This window comes from Streptococcus sp. DFI.7.26 (assembly GCF_022240605.1).
Lineage (GTDB): Bacteria > Bacillota > Bacilli > Lactobacillales > Streptococcaceae > Streptococcus > Streptococcus xiaochunlingii.
In genome coordinates, this window is sequence record NZ_JAKOGN010000015.1 from 20,831 (window position 1) to 37,402 (window position 16,572).

The 16,572-nt window shown below is 40.1% G+C and carries 30 protein-coding genes; all 30 read left to right on the plus strand.

Translation table 11 applies throughout. The features are described from left to right. Positions 1-405: 405 nt before the first annotated feature. The 30 genes from rpsJ (at position 406) to L0M85_RS09090 (ending at position 16,435) form a co-directional block, all read left to right on the plus strand. Positions 406-714, plus strand: a complete 309-nt coding sequence (gene rpsJ, locus L0M85_RS08945; protein ID WP_003009585.1) for a 30S ribosomal protein S10 — start codon at positions 406-408, stop codon at positions 712-714. Between the two features lie 83 nt (positions 715-797). After that, a complete protein-coding gene (gene rplC, locus L0M85_RS08950; protein ID WP_003010846.1) occupies positions 798-1,424 on the plus strand; it encodes a 50S ribosomal protein L3 in 627 nt (208 codons plus the stop codon). Between the two features lie 24 nt (positions 1,425-1,448). Beyond that, complete coding sequence (rplD, locus tag L0M85_RS08955; protein WP_003009591.1) at positions 1,449-2,072, plus strand: 50S ribosomal protein L4; 624 nt, start codon at positions 1,449-1,451, stop codon at positions 2,070-2,072. After that, positions 2,072-2,368: a 50S ribosomal protein L23 gene (locus tag L0M85_RS08960; RefSeq protein WP_006595190.1), complete on the plus strand. Its 297-nt coding sequence runs from the start codon at positions 2,072-2,074 to the stop codon at positions 2,366-2,368. The genes rplD and L0M85_RS08960 overlap by 1 nt, the downstream gene beginning before the upstream one ends. Before the next feature lie 17 nt (positions 2,369-2,385). Then, positions 2,386-3,219, plus strand: coding sequence for a 50S ribosomal protein L2 (gene rplB / locus L0M85_RS08965; RefSeq protein WP_048690562.1), 834 nt, complete (start codon positions 2,386-2,388; stop codon positions 3,217-3,219). 102 nt (positions 3,220-3,321) lie between these two features. Further along, complete coding sequence (gene rpsS, locus L0M85_RS08970; protein WP_000533766.1) at positions 3,322-3,603, plus strand: 30S ribosomal protein S19; 282 nt, start codon at positions 3,322-3,324, stop codon at positions 3,601-3,603. An 11-nt stretch (positions 3,604-3,614) separates the two neighbouring features. Next, positions 3,615-3,959, plus strand: coding sequence for a 50S ribosomal protein L22 (gene rplV, locus L0M85_RS08975; RefSeq protein ID WP_006595188.1), 345 nt, complete (start codon positions 3,615-3,617; stop codon positions 3,957-3,959). A 12-nt stretch (positions 3,960-3,971) separates the two neighbouring features. Continuing rightward, the gene (gene rpsC / locus L0M85_RS08980) at positions 3,972-4,625 is read left to right on the plus strand and encodes a 30S ribosomal protein S3 (RefSeq protein WP_006595187.1); all 654 of its coding nucleotides are present in this window, start codon (positions 3,972-3,974) and stop codon (positions 4,623-4,625) included. A 3-nt stretch (positions 4,626-4,628) separates the two neighbouring features. Beyond that, the gene (gene rplP, locus L0M85_RS08985) at positions 4,629-5,042 is read left to right on the plus strand and encodes a 50S ribosomal protein L16 (RefSeq protein ID WP_023024998.1); all 414 of its coding nucleotides are present in this window, start codon (positions 4,629-4,631) and stop codon (positions 5,040-5,042) included. A gap of 9 nt (positions 5,043-5,051) precedes the next feature. Continuing rightward, positions 5,052-5,258, plus strand: coding sequence for a 50S ribosomal protein L29 (rpmC, locus tag L0M85_RS08990; protein WP_003002350.1), 207 nt, complete (start codon positions 5,052-5,054; stop codon positions 5,256-5,258). Between the two features lie 23 nt (positions 5,259-5,281). Then, the gene (gene rpsQ / locus L0M85_RS08995) at positions 5,282-5,542 is read left to right on the plus strand and encodes a 30S ribosomal protein S17 (protein WP_000440801.1); all 261 of its coding nucleotides are present in this window, start codon (positions 5,282-5,284) and stop codon (positions 5,540-5,542) included. Positions 5,543-5,567: 25 nt separating this feature from the next. After that, a complete protein-coding gene (gene rplN, locus L0M85_RS09000) occupies positions 5,568-5,936 on the plus strand; it encodes a 50S ribosomal protein L14 (RefSeq protein WP_002894494.1) in 369 nt (122 codons plus the stop codon). 77 nt (positions 5,937-6,013) lie between these two features. Further along, positions 6,014-6,319, plus strand: coding sequence for a 50S ribosomal protein L24 (rplX, locus tag L0M85_RS09005; RefSeq protein ID WP_006595185.1), 306 nt, complete (start codon positions 6,014-6,016; stop codon positions 6,317-6,319). A 23-nt stretch (positions 6,320-6,342) separates the two neighbouring features. Then, positions 6,343-6,885: a 50S ribosomal protein L5 gene (gene rplE, locus L0M85_RS09010; RefSeq protein ID WP_238656896.1), complete on the plus strand. Its 543-nt coding sequence runs from the start codon at positions 6,343-6,345 to the stop codon at positions 6,883-6,885. Between the two features lie 17 nt (positions 6,886-6,902). Then, a complete protein-coding gene (locus L0M85_RS09015; RefSeq protein ID WP_001085699.1) occupies positions 6,903-7,088 on the plus strand; it encodes a type Z 30S ribosomal protein S14 in 186 nt (61 codons plus the stop codon). A gap of 284 nt (positions 7,089-7,372) precedes the next feature. Continuing rightward, positions 7,373-7,771 carry a 30S ribosomal protein S8 gene (gene rpsH, locus L0M85_RS09020; RefSeq protein ID WP_006595183.1) on the plus strand — a complete coding sequence of 133 codons (399 nt, stop codon included), beginning with the start codon at positions 7,373-7,375 and terminating at the stop codon, positions 7,769-7,771. Positions 7,772-7,958: 187 nt separating this feature from the next. Then, a complete protein-coding gene (rplF, locus tag L0M85_RS09025) occupies positions 7,959-8,495 on the plus strand; it encodes a 50S ribosomal protein L6 (protein WP_004269753.1) in 537 nt (178 codons plus the stop codon). 83 nt (positions 8,496-8,578) lie between these two features. Next, complete coding sequence (gene rplR / locus L0M85_RS09030; RefSeq protein WP_003010871.1) at positions 8,579-8,935, plus strand: 50S ribosomal protein L18; 357 nt, start codon at positions 8,579-8,581, stop codon at positions 8,933-8,935. 17 nt (positions 8,936-8,952) lie between these two features. After that, positions 8,953-9,447 (plus strand): 30S ribosomal protein S5, encoded by a 495-nt coding sequence (rpsE, locus tag L0M85_RS09035; RefSeq protein ID WP_006595182.1) that lies wholly within the window; start codon positions 8,953-8,955, stop codon positions 9,445-9,447. Between the two features lie 14 nt (positions 9,448-9,461). Next, positions 9,462-9,644: a 50S ribosomal protein L30 gene (rpmD, locus tag L0M85_RS09040; protein WP_002894509.1), complete on the plus strand. Its 183-nt coding sequence runs from the start codon at positions 9,462-9,464 to the stop codon at positions 9,642-9,644. A gap of 146 nt (positions 9,645-9,790) precedes the next feature. Then, the gene (gene rplO / locus L0M85_RS09045; RefSeq protein WP_006595181.1) at positions 9,791-10,231 is read left to right on the plus strand and encodes a 50S ribosomal protein L15; all 441 of its coding nucleotides are present in this window, start codon (positions 9,791-9,793) and stop codon (positions 10,229-10,231) included. A gap of 12 nt (positions 10,232-10,243) precedes the next feature. After that, positions 10,244-11,551: a preprotein translocase subunit SecY gene (gene secY / locus L0M85_RS09050; RefSeq protein WP_048690557.1), complete on the plus strand. Its 1,308-nt coding sequence runs from the start codon at positions 10,244-10,246 to the stop codon at positions 11,549-11,551. Positions 11,552-11,647: 96 nt separating this feature from the next. After that, on the plus strand, positions 11,648-12,286 hold the full coding sequence (locus tag L0M85_RS09055; protein WP_006597039.1) for an adenylate kinase: 639 nt from the start codon (positions 11,648-11,650) through the stop codon (positions 12,284-12,286). A 116-nt stretch (positions 12,287-12,402) separates the two neighbouring features. Further along, positions 12,403-12,621, plus strand: a complete 219-nt coding sequence (gene infA, locus L0M85_RS09060) for a translation initiation factor IF-1 (RefSeq protein WP_001029883.1) — start codon at positions 12,403-12,405, stop codon at positions 12,619-12,621. 23 nt (positions 12,622-12,644) lie between these two features. Next, entirely contained in the window at positions 12,645-12,761 is a 117-nt protein-coding gene (rpmJ, locus tag L0M85_RS09065; protein ID WP_001808836.1) for a 50S ribosomal protein L36, read from the plus strand. A gap of 17 nt (positions 12,762-12,778) precedes the next feature. Continuing rightward, positions 12,779-13,144 (plus strand): 30S ribosomal protein S13, encoded by a 366-nt coding sequence (gene rpsM / locus L0M85_RS09070; protein WP_003009631.1) that lies wholly within the window; start codon positions 12,779-12,781, stop codon positions 13,142-13,144. 26 nt (positions 13,145-13,170) lie between these two features. After that, positions 13,171-13,554 carry a 30S ribosomal protein S11 gene (gene rpsK, locus L0M85_RS09075; protein WP_001118385.1) on the plus strand — a complete coding sequence of 128 codons (384 nt, stop codon included), beginning with the start codon at positions 13,171-13,173 and terminating at the stop codon, positions 13,552-13,554. Positions 13,555-13,599: 45 nt separating this feature from the next. Beyond that, a complete protein-coding gene (locus L0M85_RS09080; RefSeq protein ID WP_006595177.1) occupies positions 13,600-14,538 on the plus strand; it encodes a DNA-directed RNA polymerase subunit alpha in 939 nt (312 codons plus the stop codon). Between the two features lie 11 nt (positions 14,539-14,549). After that, positions 14,550-14,936, plus strand: coding sequence for a 50S ribosomal protein L17 (rplQ, locus tag L0M85_RS09085; RefSeq protein WP_006595176.1), 387 nt, complete (start codon positions 14,550-14,552; stop codon positions 14,934-14,936). A gap of 197 nt (positions 14,937-15,133) precedes the next feature. After that, positions 15,134-16,435, plus strand: a complete 1,302-nt coding sequence (locus L0M85_RS09090; RefSeq protein ID WP_238656897.1) for a glutamate-cysteine ligase family protein — start codon at positions 15,134-15,136, stop codon at positions 16,433-16,435. The last annotated feature ends 137 nt before the right edge of the window (positions 16,436-16,572 follow it).

Genomic DNA, 16,572 nt, shown 5'->3' on the forward strand with positions numbered 1-16,572 from the left:
ACAGCCATCTGAGAATAATAGGAATAACTGCTAGACGCAGTGGTTGATTGGTATCTTTGTTCACTTGTTAAGCTCCAAAGATAACCTAATCAACTGTGCGGGAGCGAGACGACGAACAAATTTGGAAATAAATTTGTTCTGTCTCGCTCCCTTTTTTCTATATAACAGCAACTTTTTTAGCACACTTTTTCTTTCGAAAACACTTTCATCAAAAAAAACGAAAAAAACTGCTCAAATTCCTTGCATTGGGGCTTTCATTGTGTTAAACTACTATGGTGCTGTGAAAAACAGCTATTAGCTTTGATGCAAGAGGTTGCGACACGCTCGGTTGCATTGCCACGCAACGCGCGTCGGTTTTCTTGTGGAGCTAGCCTATTATCTTAAATAGACGAAAAGGAGAAAAAGATGGCAAACAAAAAAATCCGCATCCGTTTGAAAGCGTACGAACACCGTACACTTGACACAGCGGCTGCAAAAATCGTAGAATCAGCTACTCGTACAGGTGCACAAGTTGCGGGTCCAATCCCACTTCCAACTGAGCGTAGCCTCTACACAATCATTCGTGCGACTCACAAATACAAAGATTCTCGCGAACAATTTGAAATGCGTACACACAAACGTTTGATCGATATCATCAACCCAACTCAAAAAACAGTTGACGCTTTGATGAAATTGGATCTTCCAAGTGGTGTAAACGTAGAAATCAAACTTTAATCTAAAGCTTGATACCTTGAGCATAAAAAACGCTCGTTAAAAACTTTTTGAATAAAAAACTATAGAAAAGGAACTATTTTCTCATGACAAAAGGAATCTTAGGGAAAAAAGTGGGAATGACTCAAATCTTCACTGAAGCTGGCGAATTGATCCCTGTAACAGTTATCGAAGCAACTCCAAACGTTGTTCTTCAAGTTAAAACTGTTGAAACAGATGGTTACAACGCTATCCAAGTTGGTTTCGATGACAAACGCGAAGTATTGAGCAACAAACCTGCTAAAGGACATGTAGCAAAAGCTAACACGGCTCCTAAGCGCTTCATTCGTGAATTCAAAAACGTTGAAGGCTTGGAAGTTGGTGCTGAAATCACAGTTGATACTTTCGAAGCTGGAGACATTGTTGATGTAACTGGTACTTCTAAAGGTAAAGGTTTCCAAGGTGTTATCAAACGCCACGGACAATCACGTGGACCTATGGCTCACGGTTCTCGTTACCACCGTCGTCCAGGTTCTATGGGACCTGTTGCACCTAACCGCGTATTCAAAGGTAAAAACCTTGCAGGACGCATGGGTGGCGATCGTGTAACTATTCAAAACCTTGAAGTTGTACAAGTTGTTCCAGAAAAGAACGTTATCCTTATCAAAGGTAACGTACCAGGTGCTAAGAAATCTCTTATCACTATCAAGTCAGCAGTTAAAGCTGGTAAATAATAAGGAAAGGGGAATACAGTCAAAATGGCAAATGTAACATTATTCGACCAAACTGGTAAACAAGCGGGCGAAGTTGTTCTTAACGATGCGATCTTTGGTATCGAACCAAACCAAGCAGTTGTATTTGATGTGATCATCAGCCAACGTGCTAGCCTTCGTCAAGGAACTCACGCAGTTAAAAACCGCTCAGCTGTTTCAGGTGGCGGACGCAAACCATGGCGTCAAAAAGGAACTGGACGTGCTCGTCAAGGTTCTATCCGCTCTCCACAATGGCGTGGTGGTGGAATCGTCTTCGGACCAACTCCACGTAGCTATGCGTACAAACTTCCTCAAAAAGTTCGTCGCCTTGCACTTAAATCTGTTTACTCAGAAAAAGTTGCTGAAAACAAATTTGTAGCCGTTGATTCTCTTGAATTTACAGCTCCAAAAACTGCTGAATTTGCAAAAGTTCTTGCAGCTTTGAGCATCGATTCTAAAGTCCTTGTTATTCTTGAAGAAGGAAACGAATTCGCAGCTCTTTCAGCTCGTAACCTTCCAAACGTGAAAGTTGCGACTGCTACAACTGCAAGTGTTCTTGACATCGCAAATAGTGACAAACTTCTTGTTACTCAAGCAGCTATCTCTAAAATCGAGGAGGTTCTTGCATAATGAATTTGTATGATGTTATCAAAAAACCTGTTATCACTGAAAAGTCAATGGCTCAACTTGAAGCAGGCAAATATGTATTCGAAGTTGACACTCGCGCTCACAAACTTTTGATCAAACAAGCTGTTGAAGCTGCCTTTGAAGGTGTAAAAGTTGCGAATGTGAACACTGTAAACGTAAAACCAAAAGCTAAACGTGTTGGACGTTACACTGGTTTTACTTCAAAAACTAAAAAAGCTATCATCACGCTTACAGCTGATTCAAAAGCAATCGAGTTGTTCGCTACTGAAGCTGAATAATCTAAGGAGGAAATATCGTGGGAATTCGTGTTTATAAACCAACAACAAACGGTCGCCGTAATATGACTTCTTTGGATTTCGCTGAAATCACAACAAGCACACCAGAGAAATCTTTGCTCGTTTCATTGAAGAGCAAAGCAGGTCGTAACAACAACGGACGTATCACAGTTCGTCACCAAGGTGGTGGACACAAACGTCATTACCGTTTGATTGACTTCAAACGTAACAAAGATAACGTTGAAGCAGTTGTAAAAACAATTGAGTACGATCCAAACCGTTCTGCAAACATCGCTTTGGTACACTACACTGACGGTGTGAAAGCATACATCATCGCTCCAAAAGGTCTTGAAGTTGGTCAACGTATCGTTTCAGGTCCAGAAGCAGATATCAAAGTCGGAAACGCTCTTCCACTTGCTAACATCCCAGTTGGTACTTTGATCCACAACATCGAATTGAAACCAGGTCGTGGTGGAGAATTGGTACGTGCTGCTGGAGCTTCTGCTCAAGTATTGGGTGCTGAAGGTAAATACGTACTTGTACGTCTTCAATCAGGCGAAGTTCGTATGATCCTTGGTACTTGCCGTGCTACAGTTGGTGTTGTCGGAAATGAACAACATGGACTTGTAAACCTTGGTAAAGCTGGTCGTAGCCGTTGGAAAGGTATCCGTCCAACAGTTCGTGGTTCTGTAATGAACCCGAATGATCACCCACACGGTGGTGGTGAAGGTAAAGCACCAGTTGGTCGTAAAGCACCATCTACTCCATGGGGCAAACCTGCTCTTGGTCTTAAAACTCGTAACAAGAAAGCGAAATCTGACAAACTTATCGTTCGTCGCCGCAACGAGAAATAATTTAGAACTAGTCGCTTAAGCGCTAGATGATCCGCCAGCTCGGTAGCGCTCCTTGTGAGCGCAAGCCGCTGTGGTACTATATTTAAAGGAGAAAATAATAAAATGGGACGCAGTCTTAAAAAAGGACCTTTCGTCGATGAGCATTTGATGAAAAAAGTTGAAGCTCAAGCTAACGACGAAAAGAAAAAAGTTATCAAAACTTGGTCACGTCGTTCAACGATCTTCCCAAGTTTCATTGGTTACACTATCGCAGTTTATGATGGACGTAAACACGTACCTGTTTACATCCAAGAAGACATGGTAGGTCACAAGCTTGGTGAATTTGCACCAACTCGTACTTACAAAGGTCACGCTGCAGATGACAAGAAGACACGTAGAAAATAAGGAGAACATAAATGGCAGAAATTACTTCAGCTAAAGCAATGGCTCGTACAGTGCGTGTTTCACCTCGTAAATCACGTCTTGTTCTTGACAACATCCGTGGTAAAAGCGTAGCCGATGCAGTAGCAATCTTGAAATTCACTCCAAACAAAGCAGCTGAAATCATCTTGAAAGTGTTGAATTCAGCAGTAGCAAACGCTGAAAACAACTTTGGTTTGGAAAAAGCAAACTTGGTAGTATCTGAAGCATTCGCAAACGAAGGACCAACGATGAAACGTTTCCGTCCACGTGCGAAAGGTTCAGCTTCACCAATCAACAAACGCACAAGCCACATCACAGTGGTTGTGACAGAAAAATAAGGAGGTAACATCGTGGGTCAAAAAGTACATCCAATTGGAATGCGTGTCGGCATCATCCGTGATTGGGATGCCAAATGGTATGCTGAAAAAGAATACGCGGATTACCTTCATGAAGATCTTGCAATCCGCAAATTTATTCAAAAAGAATTAGCTGACGCAGCGGTTTCTACTATTGAAATCGAACGCGCAGTAAACAAAGTTAACGTTTCTCTTCACACTGCTAAACCAGGTATGGTTATCGGTAAAGGTGGAGCAAACGTCGATGCACTTCGTGCAGCTCTTAACAAATTGACAGGTAAACAAGTTCACATCAACATCATCGAGATCAAACGTCCTGACTTGGATGCTCACCTTGTTGGTGAAGGAATTGCTCGTCAATTGGAGCAACGTGTGGCTTTCCGTCGTGCTCAAAAACAAGCGATCCAACGTACTATGCGCGCTGGAGCTAAAGGAATCAAAACTCAAGTATCAGGTCGTTTGAACGGTGCAGATATTGCTCGTGCTGAAGGATACTCTGAAGGTACAGTTCCACTCCACACACTTCGCGCAGACATCGATTACGCTTGGGAAGAAGCAGATACAACTTACGGTAAACTTGGTGTTAAAGTATGGATCTACCGTGGTGAAGTTCTTCCAGCTCGTAAAGACGCTAAAGGAGGTAAATAACCAATGTTAGTACCTAAACGTGTAAAACACCGTCGCGAATTCCGTGGTAAAATGCGCGGTGAAGCAAAAGGTGGAAAAGAAGTATCATTCGGTGAATACGGTCTTCAGGCTACAACTAGCCACTGGATCACTAACCGCCAAATCGAAGCTGCTCGTATTGCCATGACTCGTTACATGAAACGTGGTGGTAAGGTTTGGATCAAAATCTTCCCACACAAATCATACACCGCTAAAGCTATCGGGGTACGTATGGGATCTGGTAAAGGGGCACCTGAAGGTTGGGTAGCACCAGTTAAACGTGGTAAAGTAATGTTTGAAGTTGCTGGTGTATCTGAAGAGATCGCTCGTGAAGCGCTTCGTCTTGCAAGCCACAAATTACCAGTTAAATGTAAATTCGTAAAACGTGAAGCAAAATAAGGAGAGGTCATGAAACTTACAGAAGTAAAAGAATTTGTTAAAGAACTTCGTGGTCTTTCTCAAGAAGAACTCGCGAAGCGTGAAAATGAATTGAAAAAAGAATTGTTTGAACTTCGTTTCCAAGCTGCTGCAGGTCAATTGGAGCAAACTGGACGTTTGAAAGAAGTGAAAAAACAAATCGCTCGTATCAAAACTGTTCAATCAGAAGCTAAATAATAGACTAGGGAAGGAGAATTTCAATGGAACGCAATAATCGTAAAGTTCTTGTTGGACGCGTTGTGTCTGACAAAATGGACAAAACAATCACAGTTGTAGTTGAAACTAAACGTAACCACCCAGTCTATGGTAAACGTATCAACTATTCTAAAAAATACAAAGCACATGATGAAAACAACGTTGCCAAAGAAGGCGATATCGTTCGTATCATGGAAACTCGTCCGCTTTCAGCTACAAAACGCTTCCGTCTTGTAGAAGTTGTTGAAGAAGCGGTCATCATCTAATCTAACCTGAAAGGAGAAAACTGAAATGATTCAAACAGAAACTCGTTTGAAAGTCGCAGACAACAGTGGTGCTCGCGAAATCTTGACTATCAAAGTTCTTGGTGGCTCAGGACGTAAATTTGCAAACATCGGTGATGTTATTGTGGCATCTGTAAAACAAGCTACTCCTGGTGGTGCGGTTAAAAAAGGTGACGTTGTAAAAGCTGTTATCGTTCGTACTAAATCAGGTGCTCGTCGTAAAGATGGTTCATACATCAAATTCGACGAAAATGCCGCAGTGATCATCCGTGAAGACAAAACTCCTCGCGGAACTCGTATCTTTGGCCCAGTCGCTCGCGAATTGCGTGACGGTGGTTTCATGAAGATCGTATCACTTGCTCCAGAAGTACTTTAATTTTAAAAATCACAAACACAGTCCCCTGGCTCATTGGCCAGGGTGCCCATCGGGCGTAAGAATAAAAGGAGAATAAAATGTTTGTAAAAACTGGCGACAAAGTTCGTGTAATTGCTGGTAAAGACAAAGGTGTTGAAGCTAAAGTCGTTGCTGCTCTTCCAAAAGTAAATAAAGTTGTTGTTGAAGGTGTAAACCTTGTTAAAAAACACCAACGTCCAAATAACGAAAACCCTCAAGGTGCTATCATCGAAAAAGAAGCTCCAATCCATGTATCAAACGTTCAAGTTTTAGACAAGAACGGTGTTGCTGGACGTGTTGGCTACAAATTCGTAGACGGCAAAAAAGTTCGTTATAACAAAAAATCAGGCGAAGTGCTTGACTAATCACGAAGGAAAGGAGAAGTATAATGGCTAATCGTTTAAAAGAAAAATACCTTAATGAAGTAGTTCCAGTTTTGACTGAACAATTTAACTACTCATCAGTTATGGCAGTGCCTAAAGTTGATAAGATCGTTTTGAACATGGGTGTTGGAGATGCTGTTTCTAACGCTAAAAACCTTGAGAAAGCTGCTGAAGAATTGGCATTGATCTCAGGTCAAAAACCACTTATCACAAAAGCTAAAAAATCAATCGCCGGCTTCCGTCTTCGTGAAGGTGTAGCGATCGGTGCGAAAGTAACTCTTCGTGGCGAACGTATGTACGAATTCTTGGACAAATTGGTTTCAGTTTCACTTCCACGTGTTCGTGACTTCCATGGTGTTCCAACAAAATCATTTGACGGACGCGGAAACTACACACTTGGTGTAAAAGAACAATTGATCTTCCCAGAAATCAACTTTGATGATGTTGATAAAACTCGTGGTTTGGATATCGTAATCGTAACTACTGCGAACACAGACGAAGAATCACGTGCATTGCTTACTGGCCTTGGTATGCCGTTTGCAAAATAATATAGGAGGTAAAACTAATGGCTAAAAAATCTATGATTGCTAAGAACAAACGCCCAGCGAAGTTCTCTACTCAAGCATACACTCGCTGTGAACGTTGTGGACGTCCACACTCAGTTTACCGCAAGTTTAAACTTTGCCGTGTTTGCTTCCGTGAATTGGCATACAAAGGACAAATCCCTGGTGTCACTAAAGCATCTTGGTAATGTAAGATATTAAGGACGTTAAAACTCCAAGTGAAAATAGGGAACTTGACAAAGAAACTTTTGTTTCTAGGAAAGTTCATCTTTTTCACACAGAGTTTAGCTCGAGTTCAGTTTGGCAAGCCAATTTGAACACGAGCTACAGCTTTGGCAAAAAAGACCAATTTACTTTGGAGCATGGCTCCTGCATTAAATTGCCTATTTTTGCTCTTGCTGTTACGCTCTCTGTATCATGTATTAACTAGCAAGTGAAACATTCAAACTACTAGTAAGAGGAGAAATATAAAATGGTTATGACTGACCCAATCGCAGACTTCCTAACTCGTATTCGTAACGCTAACCAAGCAAAACACGAAGTACTTGAAGTACCTGCATCAAACATCAAAAAAGGGATTGCTGAAATCCTTAAACGCGAAGGTTTTGTAAAAAACGTTGAAGTAATCGAAGATGACAAACAAGGTATCATCCGCGTGTTCTTGAAATACGGAGCAAACGGTGAAAAAGTTATCACAAACTTGAAACGTGTTTCTAAACCAGGTTTGCGTGTTTACAAAAAACGTGAAGATCTTCCAAAAGTTCTTAATGGACTTGGAATTGCTATCCTTTCAACTTCTGAAGGTTTGCTTACTGATAAAGAAGCACGCCAAAAGAACGTTGGTGGGGAAGTTATCGCTTACGTTTGGTAATATTTAGCTCCCAATTTCGTTGTTACTCTTCGTTATCGTCTCTTGCCTAACACTAAGTTATGTCTGCGAGACGATGCCTCGATTCACTTAGAAATTGAGACCTAAACATTAACTTTTAAATCATAATGATTTAACCCCGTGAAAACTGGCCTTCAAAGGCCTGACAATTTAACAGGAGAATAAAAACATGTCACGTATTGGTAATAAAGTTATCGTGTTGCCTGCTGGTGTTGAACTCACTAACAATGACAACGTTGTAACTGTAAAAGGACCTAAAGGAGAACTTACTCGTGAGTTCTCAAAAGATATTGAAATCCGTGTGGAAGGTACTGAAGTAACTCTTCACCGTCCAAACGATTCAAAAGAAATGAAAACTATCCACGGAACTACTCGTGCCCTTTTGAACAACATGGTAATTGGTGTTTCAGAAGGATTCAAGAAAGAACTTGAAATGCGCGGGGTTGGTTACCGTGCACAACTTCAAGGATCAAAACTTGTTTTGGCTGTTGGTAAATCACATCCAGACGAAGTTGAAGCTCCAGAAGGAATTACTTTTGAACTTCCAAACCCAACAACAATCGTTGTTAGCGGAATTTCAAAAGAAGTAGTTGGGCAAACAGCTGCTTACGTACGTAGCCTTCGTTCACCAGAACCTTACAAAGGTAAAGGGATCCGTTATGTTGGTGAATTCGTTCGCCGTAAAGAAGGTAAAACAGGTAAATAATGTAGTTTGGTTGTTTTTCAACCAATCTTCATCTTACCAACTCAGTGCTTAGCACATGATTTTAAAATTAAGAGGTGAAAATTGTGATTTCGAAACCAGATAAAAATAAAATCCGTCAAAAACGCCACCGTCGCGTTCGCGGAAAACTCTCTGGAACTGCTGATCGCCCACGTTTGAACGTATTCCGTTCTAATACAGGCATCTACGCTCAAGTAATTGATGACGTAGCGGGTGTAACGCTCGCAAGCGCTTCAACTCTTGACAAAGAAGTTTCAAAAGGAACTAAAACTGAACAAGCCGTTGTTGTCGGCAAACTTGTTGCTGAACGTGCAGTTGCTAAAGGTATTTCTGAAGTGGTGTTCGACCGCGGTGGATATCTATATCACGGACGTGTTAAAGCTTTGGCTGATGCAGCTCGTGAAAACGGATTGAAATTCTAATAGGAGGACACTAGAAAATGGCATTTAAAGACAATGCAGTTGAACTTGAAGAACGTGTAGTTGCCATCAACCGTGTTACAAAAGTTGTTAAAGGTGGACGTCGTCTTCGCTTTGCAGCTCTTGTAGTTGTTGGTGACCGTAACGGACGTGTTGGTTTTGGTACAGGTAAAGCTCAAGAAGTACCAGAAGCAATCCGTAAAGCAGTAGAAGATGCTAAGAAAAACTTGATTGAAGTTCCTATGGTTGGAACAACAATTCCTCATGAAGTAACATCAGTATTTGGTGGAGCTCGTGTATTGTTGAAACCAGCTATCGAAGGGGCTGGGGTTGCTGCAGGTGGTGCAGTTCGTGCCGTTGTTGAATTGGCAGGTATTGCAGATGTAACATCTAAATCACTTGGATCAAACACTCCAATCAACATTGTTCGTGCAACAGTGGAAGGTTTAGCTCAATTGAAACGCGCTGAAGAAGTTGCTGCCCTTCGTGGTATTTCAGTTTCTGACTTGGCTTAAGAAAGGAGATTCAAATGGCTCAAATTAAAATTACTTTGACTAAGTCTCCAATCGGACGCATCCCGTCACAACGTAAAACTGTTGTAGCACTTGGACTTGGCAAATTGAACAGCTCTGTTATTAAAGAAGATAACCCAGCAGTACGTGGTATGATCACTGCAGTATCTCACTTGGTAACAGTTGAAGAAGTAAAATAATCTATTAAAAAATAGAAACAAGGTTTTCAGGGGTATGAGAAATTTCTCATCCCCTAAAACTAAATATAAGTATAGGCGAGTTTGTAGTCGGGACACCTTTTCCTGATTACAAGCGTTAGCAATTTACAAAAGAGGAGAAAATAATAATGAAACTTCATGAATTACAACCTGCTGCAGGTTCACGTAAAGTCCGCAACCGTGTTGGTCGTGGTACTTCATCTGGTAATGGTAAAACTTCTGGCCGTGGTCAAAAAGGTCAAAAAGCTCGTAGCGGTGGCGGTGTACGTCTTGGTTTTGAAGGTGGACAAACTCCATTGTTCCGTCGTCTTCCAAAACGTGGATTTACAAACATCAATGCTAAAGAATATGCTATTGTGAACCTTGATCAGTTGAACGTCTTCGAAGATGGTGCTGAAGTAACACCAGTAGTACTTGTGGAAGCAGGTATTGTAAAAGCTGAAAAATCAGGAATTAAAATTCTTGGTAACGGAGAATTGACTAAGAAATTGTCTGTTAAGGCAGCTAAATTCTCTAAATCAGCTGAAGAAGCTATCACTGCTAAAGGTGGTTCAGTAGAAGTCATCTAAGAGGGGTGACCTATGTTCTTTAAATTATTAAAAGATGCATTTAAGGTTAAACAAGTAAGATCAAAAATTTTATTTACTATTTTTATCATACTTGTCTTCCGAATCGGGACCACGATCACGGTTCCTGGTGTGAATGCGAAAATCCTTAACAACTTACAAGATGTTTCCTTCTTGAATATGATGAGCTTGGTGTCAGGGAATGCCATGAGAAACTTCTCTGTCTTCGCCCTCGGGGTGAGTCCTTACATCACGGCTTCCATCGTAGTTCAGCTCCTTCAAATGGATTTGCTTCCGAAATTTGTTGAGTGGGGGAAACAAGGAGAAGTTGGGCGGAGAAAGTTGAATCAGGCAACACGCTATATTGCCTTGGTTCTAGCTTTCGTTCAATCCATTGGAATTACAGCTACTTTCCATACTTTGTCACAAGCTAAATTGGTATCCACACCGAACGTTGAAACTTACATCTTGATTGGTGCGATTTTAACGACGGGTTCAATGATTGTCACTTGGCTTGGAGAACAAATTTCCGATAAAGGATACGGGAATGGTGTTTCTATGATTATCTTTGCGGGGATTGTTTCTTCAATTCCAGAGATGATCAAAGGTGTTTACGAAGATTCATTTGTTAACGTTCGTCATGGACAATTGACTAATTCACTAATTTTCATAGGTGTGTTAATCTTAGCGGTATTAGTGATTGTTTACTTCACAACCTTTGTGGAACAAGCACAGTATAAAATTCCAATTCAATACACAAAAATTGCACAAGGAGCACCATCTAGCTCATATCTTCCATTGAAGGTAAACCCAGCTGGAGTTATTCCTGTCATCTTTGCTAGTTCGATCACAGCTGCACCGGCAGCAATTTTCCAGGTCATTAGTGCCATGGGTTACAATGCTGGATGGGTTCGAACAGCACAATCTATGTTAGCGACCAATACACCAACAGGTGTAGCAATGTATGCTTTGCTAATCATTTTGTTTACTTTCTTCTACACATTTGTACAGATTAACCCAGAAAAAACTGCGGAAAATCTACAAAAGAGTGGTGCCTACATTCCAGGTGTACGTCCTGGTAAGGGAACGGAAGACTACATGTCACGTCTTCTTAGACGGTTGGCTACGGTTGGTTCTCTCTTCCTTGGATTCATCACCATTATTCCAATCCTTGCTCGGGATGTCTTTGGTTTGACAGATACAGTTGCTCTTGGAGGAACTAGTCTCTTGATTATCATCTCAACTGGTATTGAAGGAATGAAACAATTAGAAGGTTACTTATTGAAACGCAAATACATTGGTTTCATGGATACAACAGAATAGAATTAGGTTGACATTGTCAACCTTCTATTTTGTTTTTGAATAAGTTTGTTAGATCGTAACAGACTTATTTAAAAACAAAATAAGGAGCAAATGATTATGAATCTATTAATCATGGGATTGCCTGGAGCAGGTAAGGGGACACAAGCGGCTAAGATTGTAGAACAATTTCAAGTTGCACATATCTCAACTGGGGATATGTTCCGTGCTGCAATGGCCAATCAAACCGAAATGGGTGTGTTGGCAAAATCATTCATCGATAAAGGTGAATTGGTGCCAGATGATGTGACAAACGGGATTGTAAAAGAACGTTTGGCTCAAGACGATATTAAAGAAAAAGGATTCCTCTTAGATGGTTTCCCTCGCACGATTGAACAAGCACATGCTTTGGATCAAATCTTGGTCGACCTTGGTCTTGAACTTGAGGGAGTGATCAACATCGAAGTAGATCCATCTTGCCTTCTTGAACGCTTGAGTGGACGTATCATTCACCGTGAAACAGGTGAAACCTACCATAAGGTATTCAATCCACCAGCTGATTACAAGGAAGAAGACTATTACCAACGTGAGGACGATAAGCCAGAAACGGTTAAACGTCGCTTGGATGTGAATATTGCTCAAGGTGAGCCGATTCTTGCTCATTATCGTGCAAAAGGGTTAGTCCATGATATCGAAGGAAATCAAGACATTAACGACGTCTTTAAAGATATCCAAAAAGTCTTGGAGAATTTGAAATAAAAACGTTTTAGTCACTTGCAATAATTGACAACAAGTGATACAATGAATTAGTCTGACTTATAATTGTTACCTCTGTGCTCAGAGGAATGAATCGAAATTTATGGAGGTACTTTTGCGTGGCAAAAGACGATGTGATTGAAGTAGAAGGCAAAGTAGTCGATACGATGCCGAATGCTATGTTTACGGTTGAACTTGAAAATGGACATCAGATTTTAGCAACAGTTTCTGGTAAAATTCGTAAAAACTATATTCGTATTTTAGCGGGAGATCGTGTTACAGTGGAGATGAGTCCGTACGATTTGACACGTGGACGTATCACATACCGCTTTAAATAATCGAAAAACTTGGAGGGATAAAAATGAAAGTAAGACCATCGGTCAAACCAATTTGCGAATACTGTAAAGTAATTCGTCGTAATGGTCGTGTTATGGTAATTTGCCCAGCAAATCCAAAACACAAACAACGTCAAGGATAAGATAGAAAGGAGAAAACATGGCTCGTATTGCTGGAGTTGACATTCCAAATGACAAACGTGTAGTAATTTCATTGACTTATGTATACGGTATCGGACTTCCAACATCTAAGAAAATTCTTGCTGCTGCAGGCGTTTCTGAAGATATTCGTGTTCGCGACCTTACACCAGATCAAGAAGATGCTATCCGTCGTGAAGTTGACGCAATTAAAGTAGAAGGTGACCTTCGTCGTGAAGTGAACTTGAACATTAAACGTTTGATGGAAATCGGTTCATACCGTGGTATCCGTCACCGTCGTGGACTTCCTGTTCGTGGACAAAACACTAAAAACAATGCTCGCACTCGTAAAGGTAAAGCTGTTGCGATTGCTGGTAAGAAAAAATAAGAAAATAAAATAAGGAGGTAAAAATCTTGGCTAAACCAACACGTAAACGTCGTGTGAAAAAGAATATCGAATCAGGTATTGCTCATATTCACGCAACATTTAATAACACAATTGTTATGATTACTGATGTGCATGGTAACGCAATTGCATGGTCATCTGCAGGTGCTCTTGGTTTCAAAGGTTCTCGTAAATCTACACCATTTGCTGCACAAATGGCTTCAGAAGCTGCTGCAAAATCAGCTCAAGAACATGGTCTTAAATCAGTAGAAGTTACTGTTAAAGGTCCTGGTTCTGGTCGTGAGTCTGCTATTCGTGCTCTTGCTGCTGCTGGTCTTGAAGTTACTGCAATCCGCGATGTGACTCCTGTGCCACACAATGGTGCTCGTCCTCCAAAACGTCGCCGTGTATAATCATCAACAATTACACAGCTTTTCGTTTCAGAGGGAGTATAGCAAATGATTGAGTTTGAAAAACCAAATATAACAAAAATTGATGAAAATAAAGATTACGGTGTATTTGTAGTAGAACCACTTGAACGTGGTTATGGTACAACACTAGGGAACTCTCTTCGTCGCGTATTATTAGCTTCACTTCCAGGTGCTGCTGTTACTTCAATTAACATTGAAGGTGTATTGCACGAATTTGATACAGTTCCAGGTGTCCGTGAAGACGTTATGCAAATCATTCTTAACGTTAAAGGGATCGCTGTAAAATCTTACGTCCAAGACGAAAAGATTATTGAACTTGATGTAGAAGGTCCTGCAGAAGTGACTGCTGGAGATATTCTTACAGATAGTGATATTGAAATTGTAAACCCTGATCATTATCTTTTCACAATCGGTGAAGGATCAAGCTTCAAAGCGACTTTGACTGTAAACAGCGGTCGTGGTTATGTTCCAGCTGATCAAAATAAAAAAGATGATGCACCAGTAGGTACACTTGCTGTAGATTCAATCTATACGCCAGTGACAAAGGTTAATTACCAAGTTGAACCAGCTCGCGTTGGTAGCAACGATGGTTTTGACAAACTAACCCTTGAAATCTTAACAAATGGAACAATTATTCCAGAAGATGCTTTAGGTTTATCTGCTCGTATTTTGACAGAACACCTTAACCTCTTTACGAACTTAACAGAAATCGCGATTGCGACAGATGTTATGAAGGAAGTAGATACAGCATCAGATGATCGAGTACTAGAACGTACCATCGAAGAATTGGATCTTTCTGTTCGTTCATATAACTGTTTGAAACGTGCCGGTATCAATACTGTGTATGATTTGACAGAAAAATCTGAACCAGAAATGATGAAGGTTCGTAACCTTGGACGTAAGAGTCTCGAAGAAGTTAAAGTTAAGCTTGCCGATTTAGGCCTTGGGCTAAAAAACGATAAATAGAGGAGGAATACATGGCTTACCGTAAACTAGGACGCACTAGCTCACAACGTAAAGCAATGCTTCGTGATTTGACTACAGATCTTATCATCAATGAAGCAATCGTAACAACTGAAGCACGTGCAAAAGAAATCCGTAAATCAGTTGAAAAAATGATTACTTTAGGTAAACGTGGTGACTTGCATGCACGTCGTCAAGCAGCTGCTTACGTACGTAACGAAGTTGCATCACAAAACTTTGATGAAGAAACTGGTAAATATTCAGAAACAACTGCACTTCAAAAATTGTTCTCTGAACTTGCACCACGTTATGCTGAGCGCAATGGTGGATATACTCGTATCCTTAAAACTGAACCACGCCGTGGGGATGCTGCGCCAATGGCAATTATCGAATTAGTATAAAATCATCAATTTTGTTGAGTGTTATGATGTTGGAAGGACTGAATGGTTCTTCTTAGTCTAGCTCTGGTCTGCCGCTAGGATTTATCCTAGCGGTAACACTCATCATATTGAGGTAAATGGTAGACGCTTGTTTACGAAATTGCTTTAATTTAAAACAATTTCGTAAGCAGGCGTTTTTTTGATATAATAGAAGAGTTATGACAGTAAAAGAAAAATCACAAGCACTCGCCCAGCAATTATTGGCAAAGCGTTACCTTGCCTCGCTAAAAGATAATCCAGAGCAGTACATTGGGGTTGAACTCGAATTTCCAATCGTAAATACAATGGGGAATAAAACGGATGTACTGGTTACAAAGGCTCTTTTTAAGCATCTGCAAGAAGTTGAAAAGTTTATTGCGATTAAAGAAGATGAAGATGGGAACCCAGTCCAGTTACAGCATAAAATAAACAAAGATCAAATTGTATTTGAGTTATCTTACAATACCATTGAATTTGCTTTTGAAAAGACTAAAACCATCCAAGAAGTCGAAAGACGGTTTCAACACTATTTAGGAATCATTCAACCATTCTTAAGAGAGAGGCAGCATCAAATAGAAGGAAAAGGCATCCATCCTTATTGGAGAATAAATGAAAATCAACCTGTAAAAATTGATCGTTATAAAATGCTGATTCAATTCTTACAACTGTCTGGACAAGATCCTAACCATCGATTCCATCATTATCCAGACTATGGAACCTTTATTTGTGGCAATCAAGTACAATTAGATGTTTCAAGAACGAATTACTTGGAAATAATTAATGCGATGAATAAGGTAGAGCCAGCAAAAGCATATCTGTTTGCTAATTCCATTTTCGATGGAGAAGACTGGGATACGAAGATCTCAAGAGATATTTTCTGGGAAGATTCCATGCATGGCTATTATCAGGAAAATATTGGTGTAAATCCTAAAGCGTTTATAAATGAACAGGACTTTCTAGAATATTTAGCGAAGACAGCCTTGTTTTATGTTTATCGTGAGAATGAAATCTTATATTTCGAGCCTATTAGAGTAGAGGATTATCTCGCAAAAGAAAAAATAGTAGCCTATCGCTTAGATAGAACTAGACAAGAAATAAAACCGCAAGAAGAGGACCTGAAGAATCATAGAAGCTACCATTTTCAAGATTTAACAACAAGAGGAACCATCGAATATAGAAGTGTTTGTACTCAACCATTAAATAAAACATTTGCACCAATTGCATTTCATGTCGGATTGCATCATAATATCAAAAAATTAGACGAGTATTTAGCTAAAAATATAGTTTTTGATTTTAGTAAAGAAAATCCGAAAGAATTAAGAAAGCAATATTCGAAAAAACAGTTAACTGAAAGTGAATTGGTGAAAATTAAACAATATTCGTTTGATCTGTTAAAAATATCAAAAAGAGGATTGATGGATCGTGGAAACCAAGAAGAGGTTTATCTCGAAGAAATCATAAAAGAGCTTGGGGAATGCTGATTTAACAGCATTTCCTTTTTTTAAATCAAAAAAACAACAAAAAAAATTAAAAAAATAGAAAAAAGATATTGACAAGGCGAAGTGGTCGTGATATACTAATATAGTTGTCGCGCGAGAGCGACAAAGACCTTTGAAAA